At 68.2% G+C, this 20907-nt stretch carries 16 protein-coding genes and 2 pseudogenes; 7 read left to right on the top strand and 11 right to left on the bottom strand.

The window, feature by feature from the left end:
- Positions 1–39: 39 nt before the first annotated feature.
- The 8 genes from Q8814_RS08825 to infC form a co-directional block, all read right to left on the bottom strand.
- Complete coding sequence (locus tag Q8814_RS08825) at positions 40–744, bottom strand: DUF899 domain-containing protein (protein ID WP_330151630.1); 705 nt, start codon at positions 742–744, stop codon at positions 40–42.
- Between the two features lie 790 nt (positions 745–1534).
- Entirely contained in the window at positions 1535–2107 is a 573-nt protein-coding gene (locus tag Q8814_RS08820) for a peroxidase-related enzyme (protein ID WP_330151629.1), read from the bottom strand.
- 210 nt (positions 2108–2317) lie between these two features.
- Positions 2318–4804: a phenylalanine--tRNA ligase subunit beta gene (gene pheT, locus Q8814_RS08815; RefSeq protein WP_330151628.1), complete on the bottom strand. Its 2487-nt coding sequence runs from the start codon at positions 4802–4804 to the stop codon at positions 2318–2320.
- Positions 4805–4859: 55 nt separating this feature from the next.
- Entirely contained in the window at positions 4860–5930 is a 1071-nt protein-coding gene (gene pheS / locus Q8814_RS08810; protein ID WP_330151627.1) for a phenylalanine--tRNA ligase subunit alpha, read from the bottom strand.
- 110 nt (positions 5931–6040) lie between these two features.
- A complete protein-coding gene (locus Q8814_RS08805) occupies positions 6041–6883 on the bottom strand; it encodes a TrmH family RNA methyltransferase (RefSeq protein WP_330151643.1) in 843 nt (280 codons plus the stop codon).
- 8 nt (positions 6884–6891) lie between these two features.
- Entirely contained in the window at positions 6892–7272 is a 381-nt protein-coding gene (rplT, locus tag Q8814_RS08800) for a 50S ribosomal protein L20 (RefSeq protein WP_006553977.1), read from the bottom strand.
- Between the two features lie 64 nt (positions 7273–7336).
- A complete protein-coding gene (gene rpmI / locus Q8814_RS08795; protein WP_330151626.1) occupies positions 7337–7531 on the bottom strand; it encodes a 50S ribosomal protein L35 in 195 nt (64 codons plus the stop codon).
- 72 nt (positions 7532–7603) lie between these two features.
- Positions 7604–8269 carry a translation initiation factor IF-3 gene (infC, locus tag Q8814_RS08790; protein ID WP_330151642.1) on the bottom strand — a complete coding sequence of 222 codons (666 nt, stop codon included), beginning with the start codon at positions 8267–8269 and terminating at the stop codon, positions 7604–7606.
- A gap of 383 nt (positions 8270–8652) precedes the next feature.
- Here infC and Q8814_RS08785 point away from each other — a divergent pair, with 383 nt between their 5' ends.
- Positions 8653–9018 (top strand): DUF1844 domain-containing protein, encoded by a 366-nt coding sequence (locus Q8814_RS08785; RefSeq protein ID WP_330151625.1) that lies wholly within the window; start codon positions 8653–8655, stop codon positions 9016–9018.
- A 67-nt stretch (positions 9019–9085) separates the two neighbouring features.
- On the opposite strand, the pseudogene Q8814_RS26525 reads toward Q8814_RS08785, so the two are convergent.
- Positions 9086–10944 (bottom strand): annotated as a pseudogene (locus Q8814_RS26525) (pyruvate kinase).
- Positions 10945–11074: 130 nt separating this feature from the next.
- On the opposite strand from Q8814_RS26525, the pseudogene Q8814_RS08770 reads away from it, so the two are divergent.
- Positions 11075–11693 (top strand): annotated as a pseudogene (locus tag Q8814_RS08770) (alpha/beta fold hydrolase).
- Between the two features lie 6 nt (positions 11694–11699).
- Here Q8814_RS08770 and uvrA read toward each other — a convergent pair.
- Positions 11700–14627, bottom strand: a complete 2928-nt coding sequence (gene uvrA / locus Q8814_RS08765) for an excinuclease ABC subunit UvrA (protein WP_330151623.1) — start codon at positions 14625–14627, stop codon at positions 11700–11702.
- A gap of 121 nt (positions 14628–14748) precedes the next feature.
- Here uvrA and Q8814_RS08760 point away from each other — a divergent pair, with 121 nt between their 5' ends.
- Positions 14749–15438: an MBL fold metallo-hydrolase gene (locus Q8814_RS08760; protein WP_330151622.1), complete on the top strand. Its 690-nt coding sequence runs from the start codon at positions 14749–14751 to the stop codon at positions 15436–15438.
- A 110-nt stretch (positions 15439–15548) separates the two neighbouring features.
- The gene (locus Q8814_RS08755) at positions 15549–17249 is read left to right on the top strand and encodes an alkaline phosphatase D family protein (protein WP_330151621.1); all 1701 of its coding nucleotides are present in this window, start codon (positions 15549–15551) and stop codon (positions 17247–17249) included.
- Between the two features lie 38 nt (positions 17250–17287).
- On the opposite strand, the gene Q8814_RS08750 is transcribed toward Q8814_RS08755, so the two are convergent.
- Complete coding sequence (locus tag Q8814_RS08750) at positions 17288–17545, bottom strand: hypothetical protein (protein ID WP_330151620.1); 258 nt, start codon at positions 17543–17545, stop codon at positions 17288–17290.
- 254 nt (positions 17546–17799) lie between these two features.
- Here Q8814_RS08750 and Q8814_RS08745 point away from each other — a divergent pair, with 254 nt between their 5' ends.
- The 3 genes from Q8814_RS08745 to Q8814_RS08735 form a co-directional block, all read left to right on the top strand.
- Positions 17800–18219, top strand: coding sequence for a TIGR03667 family PPOX class F420-dependent oxidoreductase (locus Q8814_RS08745; protein ID WP_330151619.1), 420 nt, complete (start codon positions 17800–17802; stop codon positions 18217–18219).
- 177 nt (positions 18220–18396) lie between these two features.
- A complete protein-coding gene (locus tag Q8814_RS08740) occupies positions 18397–19461 on the top strand; it encodes a DoxX family membrane protein (RefSeq protein WP_456239107.1) in 1065 nt (354 codons plus the stop codon).
- Between the two features lie 212 nt (positions 19462–19673).
- On the top strand, positions 19674–20907 hold a 1234-nt coding region (locus Q8814_RS08735; RefSeq protein WP_408015866.1), incomplete at its 3' end, for a HelD family protein.

Raw genomic sequence — 20907 nt, 5'->3', positions numbered from 1 at the left:
GGGGATGAGTGGCACGGCGGCACGTCGACCTCGCGGGACTCAGCGAACGTCGCCGTTCGGGCCGTAGAGCCGGGCGACATCGGGAGAGTCGAGCCACTTCGAGTAGGTGGGCGATTGCGGCCAACCCTCGGGCGAATCCTGCCATTCCTCCTGACGGCCCCACGGCAGGATATCGACCAGGGCGAAGGTGTAGCTGAGTTGTTCGGTGCCCCGGCCGGTGGTGTGCCAGGTGCGGTAGACCCGGTCGCCATCGCGGAGGAACACATTGACCGCGAAGCTTCCTCCGGGCGGTGCGTCGACGTCGGCGCCGAAGGAACTGTCCGAAGACGAGTACCAGTCCATCGCGTTGCCGACCTTGGCCTTGTAGGCCAGTGCTTCGTCGATGGGCCCGTTGGTGACGATGACGAAGCGGGCGTCGTAGTTGTCGAGGATGCCCAGCCGGGTCCACTGCGACGTGAGGCCGGTGCAGCCTCCGCACTGCCACTCCGCACCGTCGGACCACATGTGGTGGTAGACGATGAGCTGCGAACGGCCGTCGAACACATCGACCAACCGGATCGGACCGTCCGGACCGATCAGCGTGTAGTCGGGCAGCTCGACCATCGGCAGCCTGCGGCGCTGCGCGGCGATGGCGTCGAGTTCACGGGTGGCGGCCTTTTCCCGCCTCCGCAAGTCGTCGAGCGCAAGCTGCCAGGTCTGCGGGTCGACGACGGGGGGTAGGGCGCCGGCTTTCTGCTGAGTCATGGTGCCTCCAGAGTCGGGATGGACCTGATCTGCAGTGTTGACCGGCTACGTACCCGAAAGTCATCGCGTTCGTTCGGCCGACACCCGGAAGGTCGCTCGATCCGCGTGCCCGTCGAGCTGCAGTCGCACGGCTCGGGTAACTGGAGCAGCTCAGTTCTTACCGTGCTCCGATTCCTCGCGGACCGAGGAATCCTCGGCCTCCCGCGGGTGAACGCGCCCGCGACGGCCGAGGCCCTCCTCACCCCCGCGACCAACCGCCCGCCACCAGCCTGTGCGGTCCCCCCCCGAGACCGGACGCGGTCGCGGAACGAAGCGCCGTGCTCGCTGCCGGCCTCGGCCGTCGCGGACGCCGTGTCGAGCAACTCGTTGCGAACCGAGTCGCCGAGCCCCGCGATCTCCGGAGACGAGGCGAGGAACTCCGAGCCCTGGGCGAGCAGATCCTGGGGCCCCCGAGGAGATCGCCCGCCCACCCTGGCAATCTTCACGGCCATCTTCAACTGGCGGGTGCGCCCCAGCAGGTATCCGGCACCGAGCGCCGCCGCCACCTCGACCTTGTGTTCGGTTTTCCTGATTTTCATGACCGTGACTACCCCCGCGTCCCGGATCCCAATCCCGCTGTGCGCCGGCACCGGTGCACGACGTCGGCTCGGAGGTCGGTCTGCAGCGCACACCGGGGCCGCAATCGTCGGCCCCGGCGACGTCCCGATCCAGACCTTCGACCTGAACGGCCGGTCAGCACAGCGCTTTCGACGACGGAGCGGTCGGCCGGGTACCGAACCTCGTTCTCGGCTCAGGTCCGGGGCACGCGTCCCATCGTGTAGAACTCGGGATTGGGCATTATGCCCGTCACGCTCGCCATGCGGTTGCTCAGCCCGAAGAACGCGGTGATCGCGGTGATGTCCCACGCGTCCTCGTCGGTGAAGCCGTGTGCATGCAGAGCTGTGAAGTCGTCATCGCAGATCTCGTGCGACCGGGTGTTGACCGTGCTCGCGAAATCGAGCATCGCGCGTTGGCGGGGCGTGATGTCCGCGATGCGGTAATTGGTCGCCACCTGATCCGCGACGGTCGGCTTCTTCTCGTAGATCCGGAGGATCGCCCCGTGCGCGACGACGCAGTACAGGCACTTGTTCGCCGCCGAGATCGTGGTCACGATCATCTCGCGATCGCCCTTGGTCAATCCTGTTTCCTCGCGCAGCATGATCGCGTCGTGATACGCGAAGAAGGCTCGCCACTCGGCGGGTCGCCGCGCGAAGGCCAGAAACACATTCGGGACGAAGCCCGACTTGGTTTGCACTTCGAGGATGCGTTCGACGATGTCCTCGGGTAGATCCGCCAGGTCGGGTAAGGGGTAGCGTTTGCTCACACCCTGCAAGTTAAGCGCAATTAACCGAACTGTCCAGAGTTGCGACTCCCGGCCACCGCGTCGAGACTTCACGCCGGCCGGACAGAGCACCCGCGCAGCCCGACTCGATGCACCGGCCTTGCCGTAGCGGCGGGCTGACCCGAGGACGCGGCGCGAGTTGTCGGCGACGCGTCCCGGGTGCGAGTGGCGGTCGGCGAGGGGTGGGGTGGATCAGCCGCGCAGCTGCGCTCCCACCGCGGATGTCGCAGCAGCGACGGCAGTGTCGCGGGCAGCGCTCGCCTCGTCCTCGGTGAGAGTGCGGTCCGGTGCCCGGAAGCGCAGTGCGAAGGCGAGAGACTTGTTTCCCTCCCCCACCTGGGCGCCGGCGAACACGTCGAAGAGGCGGACGTCCTCGAGGAGGTCCCCACCGCCGCTGCGCAGCGCCGCTTCCACCTCGGCCGCGGGAACGGCGGCGTCGACGACGACCGCGACATCCTGCAGTACCGCCGGGAACGGCGACACCGCCGGCGCGGGCAGCGACTCGATGATCGGGAGCGCGTCGAGGTTCAATTCGAATGCGCAGGTGCGGGCAGGGAGGCCGGCGCGTTCGAGCACCGCGGGGTGCAGTTCCCCGGCATGACCGACGACGGTGCCGTCGACGAGCAGGTCTGCGCACCGGCCCGGATGCCACGGCAGGTACTGCGCCGCACGCCGTTCGAGTTCCACACCGGCCGCGCGGGCCACGACATCGGCGGCGGCGAACGCGTCGGCGGCCTCGGCGGCGCGACCGGCGCCCCACGGGCCGGCCGGTTCGCGCAGACCGGTCAGAACACCCCCGACATGCACGGGCTGCACCGGCAGCGACCGCTCGAGCCGCGCGATCTCGTCGTCGGTGGGTCGCCGGTCGACGGGCAGCGCCTCGACGGCGACCGTCTCGGGCCCGGGTTGCACCACCTGCGCGATCGAGAACAGCGACAGGTCCCGCTGGCCGCGCGAGACGTTGCGCGCGAGGACCTCGAACAGGCCCGGCAGCAGCGTGCTGGCCAACTCGGGACGGTCGGATTCGAGCGGGTTGAGCACCTTGGCGGTGGTGCGCCGCGGATCGTCCGCGTCCAGCCCCCCGGTGTCGACGCCGTGTGTGGGCAGAAAGACCGGCGCGAGAACTTCGACGTGGCCGTCGTACGCGAGCGCGCGGCCCACCGCGCGGCGACGCTTCTGCTCGGCGGTCAGACCGCGACCGGCCGGGGCTGCGGGCAGCACCGACGGGATCTGCTCGAGCCCCTCGAGGCGCAGCACCTCTTCGACCAGGTCGGCGGGTTGCCGCAGATCGGGGCGCCAGGACGGGGGCGTGACCACGAGCTGTCCGTGGCCGTCGCCGCCGACGCCCACCTCCACGCTGCAGCCGATCTGCGTGAGGCGACGCGCGGCGGTGCCGTTCGGGTAGGCCACGCCGGCGACGCGATCGGGGCGGTCGATGTCCATGCGGATGGACACCGGGCCGGTCGGCACCGCGATGTCGGTGAGTGTGGGTTCGACCTGGCCGCCGGCGATCTCGACGAGCAGCGCGGCTGCACGGTCGAGCGCGGGCAGCGCGACCTCGGGGTCGACGGTGCGTTCGAAGCGCTTACCGGCCTCGCTGGTGAGCTTGTGGCGGCGGTTGCCGCGGAACACGGCGAGCGGATCCCACGTCGCGGCCTCGAGCAGTACCTCGGTGGTCGTCGCGCCCACCTCGGTGGTCGCGCCGCCCATGATGCCCGCGAGCGAGATGACTCCGGAGTCGTCGGTGATCACGACGTCCTCGGAATCGAGGTCGCGCTCGACACCGTCGAGAGTGGTCAGCTTCTCCCCCGCCCGGGCACGCCGGATGACGAGTTCGCCCTGCAGAGTGGCGGCGTCGAACGCGTGCAGCGGCTGGCCCAGTTCGAGCATCACGTAGTTGGTGACGTCGACGGCCGGGGAAATCGGTCGCACACCGGCGGTGTGCAGGCGGCGCTGCAACCACCACGGCGACACGGCGTTCGGGTCGATGCCGGTGACCTTGCGGGCAGCGAAGCGGGTCGCGTTCGTTTCCGGCTCGAGACGGATCGGGTAGGCGTCGCCCCCGTCGGTGGGCAGCGGGGTGACCTGCGCCGGATCGGCGAATTCGAGGTCGAATCCGCAGGCGAGCTCGCGGGTGAGGCCGCGCGCGGAGAAGCAGTACCCGCGGTCCGGGGTGATGGCGAGTTCGACGACGGTGTCACCGAGACCGAGCAGGTCGTTGGCGTCGGCACCGGGGTCGGCGCTGCCCGGTTCGAGGACGAGGATGCCGGAGTGGTCCTTGCCGATGCCCAGTTCGGACAGCGAGCAGATCATGCCGTCGGAGATCTGCCCGTACGTCTTGCGGGACGCGATGGCGAAACCGCCGGGCAGTACCGCGCCGGGCAGGGCCGCGACGATGAGGTCGCCCTCGGCGAAGTTGCGGGCGCCGCACACGATGCTGCGCGGCGCGTCTTCGCCGACGTCCACCTGGCAATGCCGGATGGGCTTCTTGAACTCGGTGAGCTCGGTGATCGCGACGACCCGTCCGACGACGAGGTGGTCGATCCGCTCGAGGGTTTCGATGTCTTCGACCTCGAGACCGACCCGGACGAATCCCGCATCGAGTTCTGCGGCCGTGACGGTCCACTCGGGGGTGGCACGCTGCAGGATCTCCGTCAGCCAGGACTGCGCTACTCGCACTTGAGCTCAGCTTTCTCGTTCGGTTCGGTTCTCGGGTCGTGTCGGGGTGCGGGCGTCAGCCCTGCACACCGAAGGGCAGGGTGAAGCGCACGTCGCCTTCGACGATGTCGCGCATGTCGGAGATTCCGTTGCGGAACTGCAGGGTGCGTTCGAGACCCATGCCGAACGCGAAACCCGTGTACTCGTCGGGGTCGATTCCGGAGGCGCGCAGCACATTCGGGTTGACCATGCCGCAGCCGCCCCATTCGACCCAGCCGGCGCCGCCCTTCTTGTTCGGGAACCACACGTCCACCTCGGCCGACGGTTCGGTGAACGGGAAGTAGTTCGGCCGCATGCGGGTGCGGGTCTCGGGCCCGAACAGGGCGCGGGCGAACGCGTCGAGGGTGCCGCGCAGATGGCCCATGGTCAGGCCCTTGTCCACGGCGAGACCCTCGATCTGGGAGAACACCGGCGTGTGGGTGGCGTCGAGTTCGTCGGTGCGGAACGTGCGGCCCGGGCAGACCACGTAGATGGGGATCTCGCGGGAGAGCATCGTACGGACCTGCACCGGTGAGGTGTGCGTGCGCAGCACCTGCCGCGAGCCCTCCGGCGCGATGTGGAAGGTGTCCTGCATCGTGCGGGCCGGATGGTCGGGCAGGAAATTCAATGCGTCGAAGTTGAAATGCTCCGTCTCGACCTCCGGCCCCTCGGCGATCTCCCAGCCCATCGCGACGAACACGTCGGAGACCTGGTCGGAGATGATGCTGATGGGATGACGGGCGCCGACGGGACGCCGGTTGGCCGGCAGGGTGACGTCGATCGCCTCCGCCACGAGGACCGCGGCGTCGCGTTCGGCCTGCAGTTCGGCCTTGCGGGTGTCGTAGGCGGCCTGCACCGCGGTGCGGTGCGCATTGACGCGTTTGCCCGCGTCGGCGCGGTCCTTGCCGGGCAGCGCGCCGAGCGCCCGCTTCGCGAGGGAGATCGGGGCCTTGTCGCCGAGGTGCTCGATCTTCGTCTGGGCCAGCGCCTCGAGGGTGTCGGCCGCGGCGAAGGCCTGCATCGCCGTCTTCTCCGCGGCGGCGAGTGCGTCCTCGGTCAGTGCGTTGGGATCGGCTGCCGGCGGGGTGCCGCCCTCTTTCTTGGCCACGACCGGTGCAACTCCTTCTTCGGGTCCTTCTTCGGGCGAACGGTTCTTCGGTGATGTCGGTTCTCGGTCTGCGTGCCCGCGATCCGGTCGCGGCTGCGCACGACGAAATCCTATGCGATGGGGCCGGGGGTCCTGTGCTGCACCCGGGCACTCGAATACAGGCAGATCGACGCGGCGGTGGCGAGGTTCAGCGATTCGGCGCGACCGCGGATGGGGATCCGGACCCGGTGGTCGGCGCGGGCCGCAATGTCCGGGTCGAGGCCGTGCGCTTCGTTGCCGAACAGCCATGCGGTGGGTGCGCGGAGCAACCGGTCGGCGTCGTCGAGGTCGACTTCACCGTCGGCGGCGGTCGCGAGAATCTGTACGCCGGCCGCGGCGAGCGCGTCGAGCACGCGCCCCGTGTCGCGTTCGCGCGCGAGCGGCAGGTGGAAGACGCTGCCGGCGGACGCCCGCACGCATTTGCCGTTGTGCGGGTCCACGCTGTCACCGGCGAGGATCACGGCGTCGGCACCGACCGCGTCGGCCACCCGGATCAAGGTGCCCGCATTGCCGGGCTCGCTCATCCCCACGGGCACGGCGAGCAGTCGCGGGTTGCTGGCGAGAGCCGCGTCGAGCGGCACGTCGAGCAGGTCGCAGACGGCGACGAGACCCGGTGGGGTCACGGTGTCGGACAGCCGCTCGGCGGCTCGTTCGGTGACGAGCCCGACCCGGACTCCTCGTTGCCGGGCGGTGGCGAGCACGTGCGGGTACCGCTCGGCGGCGGCGTCGGTGACGAACAGGTCGTGGACCACACCGGTGGCCAGTGCCTCGGTCACCGAGTTCTCGCCCTCGGCGAGAAACCGGCCGGTCTTGCGGCGTTCCGCGGTGCGCAGCAATTTGACAGCAGAAACGACCCGCGGGGTGCGCTCGGTGAGCGGGTCCGCGGGTCGTTCCTGTGCTGATTCGAGGTTCAGCGTCGCGCTCAGGCAGCCGGAGCGTTCACGTCGGCCGGCAGCGCGGCCTTGGCGACCGCGACCAGGCCGGCGAAGGCCTCGGCGTCGGAGACGGCGAGCTCGGCGAGGATCTTGCGATCCACCTCGACACCCGCGGCCTTGAGGCCCTGGATGAAGCGGTTGTAGGTGATGTCGTTCGCGCGGGCCGCGGCGTTGATGCGGCTGATCCACAGCTTGCGGAAGTCACCCTTGCGGGCGCGACGGTCGCGGTAGGCGTAGGTCAGCGAGTGAAGCTGCTGCTCCTTGGCCTTGCGGTACAGGCGCGAGCGCTGCCCGCGGTAACCCTTGGAGGCCTCGAGAATCGAACGGCGCTTCTTCTGGGCGTTGACGGCCCTCTTCACGCGTGCCACTGATATGTCCTGTCAAGTTCGGGGGACGACGAGTACCGTCCCCGGGCGGATCGGTCGGGAGAGTTCAGATGCCGAGCATGCGCTTGACGCGCGGGGCGTCGACGTCGCTGACGACGGCCTTGCCATCGAGACGACGCGTCACCCGGGAGGACTTGTGCTCGAGCAGGTGGCGGCGACCCGCCTTCTGGCGCAGGATCTTCCCGCTGCCGGACACCTTGAATCGCTTCGCGGTCCCGCTGTGGGTCTTCGACTTGGGCATGGAGTCCTCAGTTTCTTCCGGTTGTCGTGTACGTCCTGCTCGTGTGCAGCACCGGCTGTGCTGTCCGAGCGGCTAGCTGGTCTGCGCGTCGCCCTGATCGGCCGGCTGTTCCTCGGCCGGCGCCGATGCGGGCTCGGCGGGGGCAGGGGCCGACGCGGGTGTCGGTCGCGGTGCGGCCTTGGCCTGCGGGGCCTGTGCGGCCTCTTGTGCCTTCACGCGAGTCTTCGCGCCCTTGTGCGGGGCCAGCACCATGGTCATGTTGCGGCCGTCCTGCTTGGCCGAGGTCTCGATGAAGCCGAGGTCGGCCACGTCCGCGCCGAGTCGCTGCAGCAACCGGTATCCGAGTTCCGGGCGGGACTGCTCACGTCCGCGGAACATGATGGTCACCTTGACCTTGGATCCGGCTTCGAGGAACCGCACAACGTTGCGCTTCTTGGTTTCGTAGTCGTGGTCGTCGATCTTCGGCCGGAGCTTCTGCTCCTTGATCACGGTCAGCTGCTGGTTCTTACGCGATTCGCGCGCCTTCTGGGCGGCCTCGTATTTGAACTTGCCGTAATCCATGATCTTGCACACGGGCGGGCGGGCGTCAGGGGCCACCTCGACCAGGTCGAGATCGGCTTCGATTGCCAGGCGGAGTGCATCTTCAACACGCACGATGCCGACCTGTTCACCACCCGGTCCGACAAGACGGACCTCGGGAACTCGGATGCGTTCGTTGATGCGGGTCTCAGCGCTGATGGGGCCTCCTCAGTAGAGCGATGTGGTCTGCTGACCGCATCGCAGCACCGTGGCCCGAACCCTCGACAAGAAGACCCCGCTGCAACGCCGTGCGTCACGCGGGGTCCGATACCGACCGGTCGACGTTACGCAGCGAACTGCGAAACGAACCTGCACCCTTCGGGCGAGGCATCCGCGGCGCGGTGCGCCCGGATGACCGGACCTCTGAGCTGCATCGATGTGCCGCGAGAGGTGGGAGTCGGACTCCACTTTGCTGCCCACACCAATGTGCGCGTGGGCGGTCGTAACGAACAGCGTAGCAAAGATGCACGTGAGGATCGAATCGTCCGTAGCAGGAGCACCCGCACGCTCCGGTCCTCGGTTCGGGTGGAATCCTCGACAGCATGACCGAGACCCCCGACTCCTCCGACCACGCGTCCGCCGCCGACGACGTGCGCGACCTCGCCGACATTCCCGCAGTCGAAGTCATCAGCCGCGCCGCCGTGATGCTGATGAGTTCGGCAGCGGAGAAACTCGGGCTCGCCGACGAGAATCCCGACGAGAGCGCGCGCCGCGACCTCGACGAGGCCCGACGCGTGATCACCGCCCTCGCGGGCCTGGTCACCGCATCCGTCGAGTACCTCGGTCCGCACGCGGGGCCGATCCGCGAGGGGCTCCAGGCGCTACAGCGCGCGTTCCGGGAAGCATCGGCGGTGCCGGACGAGCCGGGCATGGGCCCGGGCGAAAAGTACACCGGCCCCGTCTACTGAGGCTCGCGCGTCCCCGGATCTTCGCGCCGGAGGGGTTGCACCCGCTGCCGTCACCGTTCGATCGCTGTCACCGTTCGATCAGCCGGACGGTGGCAGCGCCGGCCACGGCGGTATCCGCACTCGCGGCGAGTGGCGGCGTGTCCCACGCCCGCAGCCTGCGCAGCAACGAGTCCTTCTTGCGCTGGTGTTCGGCCATGCGGAGAAGCACCTCGTCGAGGAACCGCACCGCGTGATCCACGAACGGGCCCTTGTTGAGCATCACGCATTCGGCGCGGCCCGACGCCGCCGCATCGGTCACCTCGGCGCGCGACGGTCGTCCGGTGCGAGCCAACGAGTCCAGGACCTGCGTCGCCCAGATCACCGGCACGTGCGCCGCCTGGCACAGCCACAGGATCTCCTCCTGCACTTCCGCGAGCCGCCCGTACCCGGCCTCGACCGCCAGGTCACCCCGGGCGATCATGACCCCGACCCGCGACGAATGCATCGCTGCGAACAGGATCGACGGCAGGTTCTCGAACCCGCTCACCGTCTCCACTTTCAGCACGATCCCGAGGTGACCACCGCCGACCTCGGCCAACCGGTCCTGCAGTAGCCTCACGTCCGTGGCGCTGCGCACGAACGACAGGCTCACCGCGTCCGCGTGCGCGGCGACGAACGGCAGATGTGCCAGATCGTCGTCGGTCAGCGCCGGCAACCGCAGTTCCGTGTCGGGCAGGTTGATGCCTTTCGCCGAGCCCAGCCGGGTACCGCGCGGATCCGCATCGGTGATCCGAATCCGTAACTCTTCCGGCCCCGCCTCCTCGACGACACCACCGATCTTTCCGTCGTCGAAGAAGATGCGGTGGCCGACCTTCGTGTCGACGAAGACCTGGGGAAGGGTGCAACCGATGCGCCGCGGCCGAGCATCGGGCTCGGCAGGGGCCGGATCGAGGTCGAGGAGCACCTCGTCACCGGCGTGCAGAACGAGTTTGCGGTCTCGAGCGGGCACCTGTCCACCGCTGTGCTGTCTCCTCGATGCGCACGCAGGACGGTGCCCGGGACGAGGTAGGCGGTGTCGTGGAGTTCGGCACCGACGCCGCCGTCGGTGTCGACGACGACCAGGGTGCGTTTCGATCCACGGGTGTCGTGGAAGGTGATGCGGTCGCCGGGCCGGCGACGGGCCAGCCACAATTCGTCCGTCACCGGGATGCCGATCTCCCCGTCGCCGGCCGCCTCGGCGGTACGCGCCAACCGGATGCGGGCCGACGCGATGGTGCGGCCGAGGGCATCGCGCACCGGTTTGACATGGATCACCGCAGGGCCCGGGGCGATCGGTCCGGTGCGGAGTTTCGGTCCGGCGAGATCCATGGTGACCGTCACATGCCGGCCGTGGGCGCGCCCGGCGCGGCGCACATGGGCGATCATCTGTTCCCAGTCCTCCGGGCCGTCGTGCGCGCAGTTGATCCGCACCAGTTCGGCGCCGGCTTCCACGATGCGGTCCACGAGACCGGGATCGGTGGCGGCTTCGGACGGGAGGGTCACCATGATGCGGGTCCGGCGGCCCCCCGCTGCCGGGCCGAGCAGCGCGGTCGCATTCCGCTCCAACAGTCGCTCACCGTCGACGAATCCGACCGGGTTCGGTGCCAGGGTGACTTCGGGGAGGTCGGCGAGACGCTCGACCGCGTGCCGAACCGCGTCGAGGGAGGCCAGCACATGCGCTTCGGCGCGTCCGAGCGACGACAACCCCCACGAGGCGAGGTCGGCCTGCAGATCGCGTATGTCGCGGCGGCGCAGCGCCACATAGTGCGCGAGATTCTCGGCGCTGGCCCGATGCACCGGGTGGGCCTGCGCCCACCGCTCGTCGGCGGCGGCCGCCGCGACGAGGCCGTCACGCAGGTCGTCGAGGGCTCGCGCCAGGGCGGGCAGGTCGGAGGTGGCACCGGTCATGCCGCCACGATAGGTGCCGCGCATTGCCTCCGGTTTGCGGCGAGTTGAACGACACCCGGCGCAGAATCGTGATTCGGCCGTGACGTAGACAGTGAGGCCGTCGTCCGAGAGCCGACCAGAATACGGGGTCATGACCACCCACTTCGTTCTCGTTCCCGGCCTGTGGCTGGGTGCGTGGGCATGGGATACCGTCGCGGACGAGCTGCGCAGCCGGGGGTTTCGGGTCACTGCCCTCACGTTGCCCGGCCTCGAATCCCCGGAGTCCGACCGGGCGCAATGCACTGCGGACACTCACATCGAGGCGGTAGCCCGAGCGGTGACCGGCGGTGCTGTGCTCGTCGCCCACAGCGGCGCGGGGCCGATCGCCTACGCGGCATCGGACCGGGTACCCACGACGATCCGGCGGCTCGTGTACGTCGACAGCGGCCCCCTGCCGGACGGGACGGCCCTGCGGCCGGACCTCGATCCGGAGATCGCCGAGTTCCCCCTGCCGGACCGGGCCGAACTCGAAGCCGGCGCGGACACCACTGCAGTTACGGAACGAGGCCCGCACACGCGTGCCCACCACGGTGATCTGCTGCAGCTTTCCCACCGCGGCGATCCCGGAGATGACAGCGGCCGGACACCCGGTGGCCGCCGAACTCGGCCGACTCGACGACGTCGAATACGTGGACCTGCCCACCGGGCACTGGCCGATGTGGTCGCGTCCGGCCGACCTCGCCGCCGCGCTCGCGGCGGTGGCGAGGTGACCTCCGTCAGCTTGCGACCGCAACCTTCTTCTTCGCCACGCGTTTGCGTGCGGGTGCACGCACCGGCACCGGCTCCGCGGCGGCAAGTGCCTCCTTGAGGAAACGACCGGTGTAACTGTCGTCGGTGCCCGCCACGTCCTCGGGGGTCCCTTCCACCACGACCGTGCCACCCCCGGAGCCGCCCTCGGGTCCCATATCGATCACCCAGTCGGCGGTCTTGATGACATCGAGGTTGTGCTCGATGACGATGATCGTGTTGCCCTTCTCGACGAGCCCGTTGATCACGCCGAGAAGTTTGCGGATGTCCTCGAAGTGCAAACCGGTGGTCGGTTCGTCGAGGATGTATGCGGTGCGGCCGTTCGACCGCTTCTGCAGTTCCGCCGCGAGTTTCACCCGCTGTGCCTCACCACCGGACAACGTAGTGGCGGGCTGACCGAGCCGCACGTAACCGAGACCCACCTCGACCAATGTGTTGAGGTACCGGTGGATGGAGGTCACCGGCTCGAAGAACCCGGCGGCCTCCTCGATCGACATGTCGAGTACCTCGGCGATGGTCTTGCCCTTGTAGTGGACCTCGAGCGTCTCCCGGTTGTACCGGGCCCCGTGGCACACCTCGCACGGCACATACACGTCGGGCAGGAAGTTCATCTCGATCTTGAGCGTGCCGTCGCCCGAACACGCCTCGCAACGACCGCCCTTGACGTTGAACGAGAACCGCCCCGGTTGGTAGCCGCGCACCTTCGCCTCCGTGGTGGCGGCGAACAACGTGCGGATCTTGTCGAACACTCCCGTGTAGGTCGCGGGGTTCGATCGCGGGGTGCGACCGATCGGCGACTGATCGACCCGAACCAATTTGTCGAGCTGGTCGAGACCGTTGACCCGGGCATGCCGGCCCGGCACCTGCCGCGCGCCGTTGAGCTTGTTCGCCATCACGGTGGCAAGAATGTCGTTGACCAGCGTCGACTTACCCGACCCCGACACACCGGTCACGCAGGTCAGTACTCCGAGCGGAAACGAGACGTCGATACCGCGCAGGTTGTTCTCTCGGGCGCCGACGACGGTGACCTGCCGCTTGCGATCGATGGGCCGGCGCAGCGCCGGTACCTCGATCCGCTCGCGGCCGGACAGATAGGCGCCGGTGAGCGACTCGGTGTTGTCGAGGAGCTCCTTGTAGGTGCCGCTGTGGACGACACGTCCGCCGTGCTCGCCCGCCCGCGGACCGATGTCGACCACCCAGTCGGAGGCCCGGACAGTGTCTTCGTCGTGCTCGACGACGATCAAGGTGTTGCCGAGATCGCGGAGCCGCGTGAGCGTTTCGATGAGGCGCCGATTGTCTCGTTGATGCAGACCGATGGACGGTTCGTCCAGCACGTACAGCACCCCGACGAGACCGGAACCGATCTGGGTCGCCAGCCGGATGCGCTGTGCCTCCCCACCGGACAGAGTGCCGGCGGCGCGGGAAAGGGTGAGGTAGTCGAGGCCGACGTCGAGCAGGAAGCCGAGGCGGGCCTGCACCTCTTTGAGCACCTGCCCGGCCACCGCCGCCTCACGACTCCCGAGGGTGAGATTGCCGAGAAACTCGGCGCACTCGGCAATCGACAGGTCGGACACTTCGGCGATGGACTTGCTCCCGTGCGCGCCGGCGGTCACGGTAACGGCGAGAATCTCCGGTCGCAACCGCGCACCACTACACGTGGGGCACGGGACTTCGCGCATGTACCCGTCGTAGCGTTCCTTGCTCTGCTCCGATTCGGCCTGATCGAGACGGCGGTGCAGGAACGGCATCACACCTTCGAATTCGGCGTAGTAGGACCGCACCCGGCCGTACCGGTTCTTGTAGCGCACGTGGACCTGTTCGTGACTGCCCTCGAGGATTGCCTTGCGTGCCTTGGCGGGCAACTTCTTCCACGGCGTGTTCACGTCGAAGCCCATGACGTCGGCCAGGCCGGTGAGCAGGCGGGTGAAGTACTCGGCGCTCTGTCCCATCGACCAGGGCGCGATGGCACCGTCGGCGAGGCTGCGATCCGGGTCGGGCACGACGAGCTCGATGTCGACTTCCTTGCGGACACCGAGACCGACGCATTCGGGGCACGCGCCGTACGGAGAGTTGAACGAGAACGAGCGCGGCTCGAGGTCGTCGATCGACAGCGGATGCGCGTTCGGGCATGCCAGCGCCTCGGAGAATCGCCGCTCGCGGTCGGGGGCGCTTTCCTCGAGGTCGACGAAATCGAGTACCACGATGCCCTCGGCGAGCCGCAGCGCCGTTTCGATCGAGTCGGTCAGCCGCTGCTTGGCGCTCGGCTTGACGGCGAGGCGATCGACCACCACCTCGATGTCGTGCTTCTCCTGCTTCTTCAGCTTGGGAGGATTGTTGAGCGGGTGGACGACGCCGTCGACGCGGACGCGGGAGTAGCCCTGCACGGTGAGTTGCTCGAACAGGTCGACGAACTCGCCTTTGCGGGTGCGGACGACGGGCGCGAGGATCTGGAAACGTGCGCCCTCGTCCATATCGAGCACCTGGTCGACGATCTGCTGCGGAGTCTGGCGGGCAATCTTCTCGCCACACACGGGGCAGTGCGGCGTCCCGGCGCGTGCGTACAGCAAGCGCAGGTAGTCGTACACCTCGGTGATGGTGCCGACGGTGGAACGCGGGTTGCGGTTGGTGGACTTCTGATCGATCGAGACGGCCGGCGACAGCCCCTCGATGAAGTCGACGTCCGGCTTGTCCATCTGCCCGAGGAACTGGCGCGCATAGGCGGACAGCGATTCGACGTAACGCCGCTGTCCCTCCGCGAAGATGGTGTCGAATGCGAGGCTCGACTTTCCCGACCCGGACAGGCCGGTGAACACGATGAGGCTCTCCCGTGGCAGGTCCAGATTGACTCCGCGCAGGTTGTGTTCCCGCGCACCTCGCACGATCAGGCGATCTGCCACGCCGGATTCCTTCCTTGTCGACAGGGCCGTTGTTCGGCCCCCAGCCATGGTAGGCGTGGGTACCGACAGGGTCCGGGCGTCGCTTGCCGCACCGCCGGCAGTCCGGCGGTACGGTTCTTCCATGACGCAGCAGCCCGTGATCATCGAGGACACCTATACCGGCGACGTCACCCCGGGTGGCTCCGCCCAGCGCCGCCACGTTCCCGGCGCGAGCATCATCAAGCTCGCTGTCGGAGAGATGAACAACAACACCTATCTTGTCACCGACGACGCGACCGGCAAGTCCGTGTTCATCGACGCCGCGAACGAACCCGACAAGCTGGTGCAATTCCTGCGGGACAACGCCCCCGGGCTCGAACTCATCGTCACCACCCACCAGCACTGGGATCACTGGCAGGGCCTCGAGCGGGTTGCCGCCGCTACCGGTGCGCCGACCACCGCTCATGAGCTCGACGCCGATCCGTTGCCCGTCACCCCTGCCCGTTTCCTCGCCGAAGGCGACGTCGTGCAGGTCGGTGAGCTGAATCTCGAGGTGATTCACCTCGCAGGGCACACACCGGGTTCGGTTGCGCTGGTCCTCACCGAGCAGGGCCCCGGAAAGCACCACATCTTCACGGGCGATTCCCTGTTCCCCGGGGGTGTGGGAAAGACCCCGGATGCCGACGCGTTCCGCTCGCTCCTGGGCGACGTGGAGTCGAAGATCTTCGACCGCTTCGACGACGAGACGGTGTTCTACCCGGGCCACGGCAAGGATTCGACGCTCGGCGCCGAGCGCCCGCATCTCGGTGAGTGGCGCGAGCGCGGTTGGTAGCACTCGGGGAGACGCGGCTTCGGCGGAATCGTCCTGGATGCGTGCGCGCTGCGGAGTACGCTCGGAGCGCATGAGGCGCTCGCTCCATCGCGCACGGGCACGGTGACTCCGTGGCGGAACTCGTACTCGGCCCGTTGCTCCGGCACGTCGGTGCCACTGACGCCACGGTGTGGGTGGAGACGTCCGCACCGTGCACCGTTCACGTGCTCGGCAGCTCGGAAAGAACATGGACGGTCGCGGGCCACCACTACGCACTGGTGTCGATCGACGGCCTGGAACCGGGATCCGTCACGCCCTACGAAGTGCGGCTGGACGATCGCGACGTGTGGCCGCCGCCCGGCGACGACGCGTCCCTCATTCGGACACTGACCGACGGCGACCGGTTCGTCCTGGCGTTCGGATCGTGCCGCGTCGCCACCACGCCGGACGAGGATTCCGCCGGCGCCTTGGGGACGGATGCCCTCGTCGCCTACGCGCAGCGCATGCGCGCGCACTCCCCCGAGGCGTGGCCCGACGCGCTGCTGTTGCTGGGCGACCAGGTGTACGCGGACGAACTGTCGCCGGAGATGCGGCGACGGGTCGGCGAGCGCCACGATCTGACCGAAGCGCCGGGGGCGCAGGTGCGGAACTTCGAGGAATACACGTGGCTGTATGCCCAGGCATGGTCCGAACGCAACGTGCGCTGGCTGCTGTCGACCGTGCCGACCTCGATGATCTTCGACGACCACGACGTGCACGACGACTGGAACACTTCGTACTCGTGGCGGTCCGAGGTCGAAGCCTCGCCGTGGTGGGAAGAACGCATCGTCGGCGCCATGATGTCCTACTGGATCTACCAGCACCTCGGGAACCTTTCACCCGGAGAGCTGGCGGAAGACTCGCTCTACGACCGTGTCCGGCATTGCGCGGGGGACGCCGAGCCCATCCTCCGCATCTTCGCGTCCGATGCGGACGAGGAAGCGGACGGTGGCAGAGGTGCCCGGTGGTCCTACCGGCGTGATTTCGGGCCGGTGCGGATGCTCGTGATCGACTCGCGGTGCGGGCGGTTGCTCACGGAAGACCGTCGGGACATGGTGTCGGATCCGGAGTTCGATTGGATCGAGGACCAGACCCAGGGCGACTATGATCATCTGCTGATCGGAACGTCGCTGCCCTGGTTGCTTCCTCGAACAATGCACGACCTCGAAGCCTGGGACGAGCAGCTGGCCGCCGGCGCGCGTGGCGAACGGTTCGCGTCCTGGGCCGAAACGCTCCGTCGCGCCGCAGATCTCGAGCACTGGTCTGCGTTCGGCACCTCCTTCGAACGTCTCGCCCGATTGTTGGCCGAGGTCGGCAGCGGACGTCGTACCGGGCCGTCCGGTGTCGTCCCGGCAACGGTGTGCGTGCTGTCCGGCGACGTACATCACGCCTACGCGGCCCGCGCCCGCTTCCGTGTCCCGGTGCGCGCGGCGATCTATCAGTTGACATGCTCGCCGCTGCACAATCATGTCCCCGCGGCGATTCGGACGGCGTTCCGTTTCGCCTGGAGTCGCGCGGCGGAACGGTCCGTGCGCGCACTGCTCGGACGTGTGGCGGCGGTGCCGAAGACGTCCTTCTCGTGGAGCAGAGTCGCGGGTCCTACCTTCGGGAACCAGATCGCCACACTACGGACGGAAGGTCGAGCCGCGCACCTGACCATCGAGAAAACCGTGAACGGCCGCGGGCCACAACTCTTCGAGACCGTCGCCGATCTCACGTTGTCGTCCGACGACCGTTCCCAGGATGCGCGGAGCCGCTCGTCGGAGGACTCGCCGACGCGTCCTCGGGCCTGAAAGTCCTTGTTCCGGAAGCAGCGCAATCGGGCGACTGATCACCGCCGAGCATCTCCCCCCGGTTCGTCCTCTCCCGTCCCCTCGTCTACCGTCCCCTCGGGCTGGTCGGCGAAGTCGGCGAACGCGGTGCCGGAGACCATGCCGCCGGTGCCCGGCACCGTTGTCGTCGGCCTCGCACCGGGCTCGTACATCTTCTGGATCTCGTCGGCTCGTTCCTCCGCACGACGTTTCGTGTCGTCGTCGAGGTTGTCGAAATCTTCACGTTCCTGATCTTCACGTTCCTGACGGTTGTTCACAGCACTCGCTCCCATCGTCGCTGCGTCCCCGAGTCACCGGGGCCCCGGTTCAGAATCCTCCGAGTGTGTCCCGGAGGCCATCGTTTTCGGCCCGACTCATTTCGAGCACTCGGCACGAAGCAGACTGAATTCGTTAATCCCTTTTATTCCGTTCTGTTCGGATTTTGACGGTGCTCGTCGGTGGCGAACTCTCGGGTTCGGAAGACCCGAGCCCACGTCGGCGTTGCACCCGGCAGCTACTTCCACGGAAAGGCATGAGCATGACCGAGACCGTGCTGTCCGTCCCGAATCCGGTCCTCGACCGGCTCGAGCGCGAACGCGTCCTCTGGCTGACCACCGTCGACCGACGCGGAACTCCCGTACCGACCCCGGTCTGGTTCCTCTGGTCCCAGGGCACCTTCCTGATGTTCTCGCAACCGGGCACCCCCAAGCTGACCAACATGGCCGCACAACCACGGGTGAGTGTGAACCTCAACGCCGACGCACACGGTGGCGAGGTGGCGGTCTTCACCGCCGAGGCCCACGTCGAGGCCGCAATATCCGATGAGGAGTGGAGGCACTTCGTCGACAAATACGCCGCCGATATCGGCACACTGGGTCTTACTCCCGAAACCTTTCGTGCCGACTACTCGGTGCCGGTGCGGATGACGCCTCGCCGATTCCGCGGCTGGTGATCCCGGCCGGGGCGGCTCCCCCGCGCCCGCAGCGCCTGTGCCGGCGAACCGGCGGCGCAACTCCCGGACAGTCGTCGCCGCATACTCCCCCCACATCCGGGGTACACGTGGCAGGGTTCGGAATACCACGCGACCCACGGGAGGAAGCACATGATCGTCCGGAGACTCGCGCGCCCAATGCTCGCGTCCATTTTCATCGCCGGGGGCATCGATGCCTTGCGGAGTCCAGCACCGAAGGCCACTGCGGCGCAGCCCGGCCTCGACAAGGCGGTGAAAGCCATGCCGGCGGCCGTGACCGACCGGCTGCCCAGCAACCCGGAAACGCTGGTGCAGATCAACGCCGCAGTGCAGATCGGTGCCGGCGCGCTCTTCGCGATCGGCAAGGCGCCGCGGCTCTCCGCGCTCGCGCTGGCCGGCACCCTGGTCCCCACCACGGTCGCAGGCCACGACTTCTGGAGCGTCCAGGATCCCGCGTCCCGTGCTCAACAGCGGACCCAATTCATCAAGAACGTCAGCCTGATGGGTGGCCTGCTGATTGCCGCGGTCGACACGGAAGGGAAACCGTCGCTGGGCTGGCGCGGACGGCGGGCCGCACGAACCGCTCAGCAGGCCGTGGCAGCGGCGCTGCCGGCACACTCGTCCGATCATCGCGGTGAAGCACTCGGCGAGGGTCTGCACACCGTCGCCGAACGCGTGAAGGCACTGACCGGAGATGCCACCGAACAGGGCAGCCATCTGCTCGACATCGCGAGGGAGCGCGCCCCCGAACTCGCCGAGGTCGCGAAGGAACGCGGTAGTGGGCTGCTGGAGGTCGCGCGCGAGCGCGCACCGGAGCTGGCAGAACGCGCCCGCGAGCGCGGCACCGGGATCTTCGAGATCGCCAAGGATCGGGGTCCGGAACTCGCCGAGCGAGCCCGCGAGCGCGGAACCGGACTTCTCGAGATCGCACGCGAACGCGCCCCGGAGCTGACCGACGGCGCCAAGGGACGCGGCAGAGAACTGCGCGTGGTTGCGATGGACCGCGGGCCGGAACTCGCAGAGCTTGCCCGTCAGCGTGGGTCCCAGTGGTTGCAGACCACCCTCGATCACAGCACCGAACTCGCGCACCGTGTGGAGGCACCCGCCGCCGTTCTGAACGCCAGGGCACTCGAGAACGCACACCGGGCTCGCGTGCGTGCAGAACTGGCGCGTGAGCAGGCAGAGAAAGCGCTCGCCAAGAGCCGCAAGAACTCGCGGCGCTGATCTCCGCTGACGCTGCACAGGCGCGCCGACTCCGGTCGGCGCGCCTGTGGCGTTCGCGCTGTTTTCTGCGGGAAGACGACGAAGCAGACTAGACTTCTCGGGCACTTTCGTCGACGGCTTCGACGGTCGACTTGTCCAACCCCCGAGGAGTTCATGTGCCGGCCGATGGCGCGTCCCATCCCGACCGCGAGCACGAGCAGGTCTACCTGTCGATGCTGTACACGCATCTCGATGAGCTGCGAGAATACGCAAAAACTCGGCTGAGTCGGGTTCTGCTGGAGAAGGGCGGCACGCCGCAGGCACGCAGTGAACGCGAGTCGTTCACCCAGATGTACACCGAGGACATCGCCAAGTACGACGCTGCGGAACACGGGCTGTGCTTCGGACGTATCGACGTGCGGAACCCCGACCGTGACGGGATCGACAACACCGAGGCGCGATACGTCGGCCGCATCGGCATCCTCGACGAGGAGAACGACTACGAGTCGCTGCTGCTCGACTGGCGTGCGCCCCTTGCCCGGCCGTTCTACCTGGCGACCCCCGCCGCGCCCGACGGCGTGGTGCGTCGCCGTCATATCCGCAGCCGCAGCCGGCAGGTCACGGCGCTCAACGACGAGTACCTCGATCTCGACGCCGCACAGGCCCACGGCGACACACCCATCGCGGGTGGGATGGCCGGAGAATCGGCGCTGCTCGCCGCGTTGAACGCGGCGCGGACCGGGCAGATGCACGACATCGTGGCGACCATCCAGGCCGAGCAGGACGCCATCATCCGCTCCGAGCACAAGAGCGTGCTGGTGGTGCAGGGCGGGCCGGGCACCGGTAAGACCGCGGTGGCGCTGCACCGGGCCGCGTACCTCCTCTACACCTATCGCAAACAGCTGGCGAAGAGCGGAGTACTGATCGTCGGCCCGAATTCGACGTTCCTGGACTACATCGGCCAAGTGCTGCCGTCCCTCGGCGAGACAGGGGTACTGCTGTCGACCATCGGCGACCTGTACCCGGGCGTGCGGGCGAGCATCGCCGACACCCTCGAGGCCGGAGAGATCAAGGGCAACCTCGCGATGCTGCCGGTGCTCGTGAAAGCCGTGCGGGACCGTCAGGAAGTACCCGCGAAACCGATTCCGCTGACGTTCGACACCTACCGGCTCACCCTCGATCGGAAGACCGTGACGCGCGCTCGCGGACGGGCGCGTTCGTCGCGGCGCCCGCACAACCTGGCGCGGCCGATCTTCGTGTCCGCGGTCATCGAGGCACTGGCCGATCAGCTCGCCGGCATCATCGGCACCGACCTCGTCAACGGTGGCAACCTTCTCAGCCGCGACGACATCGCCGACATCCGGTCCGAGATGCGTGCGGACCGCGACATCGTCGCGGCGGTGGACGCACTGTGGCCGCAGTTGTCGCCGCAGCAGGTTCTGTCGGATCTGATCGGATCCCGGGACC

Origin of the sequence: Rhodococcus chondri (assembly GCF_036327435.1) — a bacterium.
Lineage (GTDB): Bacteria > Actinomycetota > Actinomycetes > Mycobacteriales > Mycobacteriaceae > Rhodococcus > Rhodococcus chondri.
The sequence above is the reverse complement of the archived record's forward strand: the minus strand, read 5'-3'. Positions and strand labels throughout refer to the sequence as shown.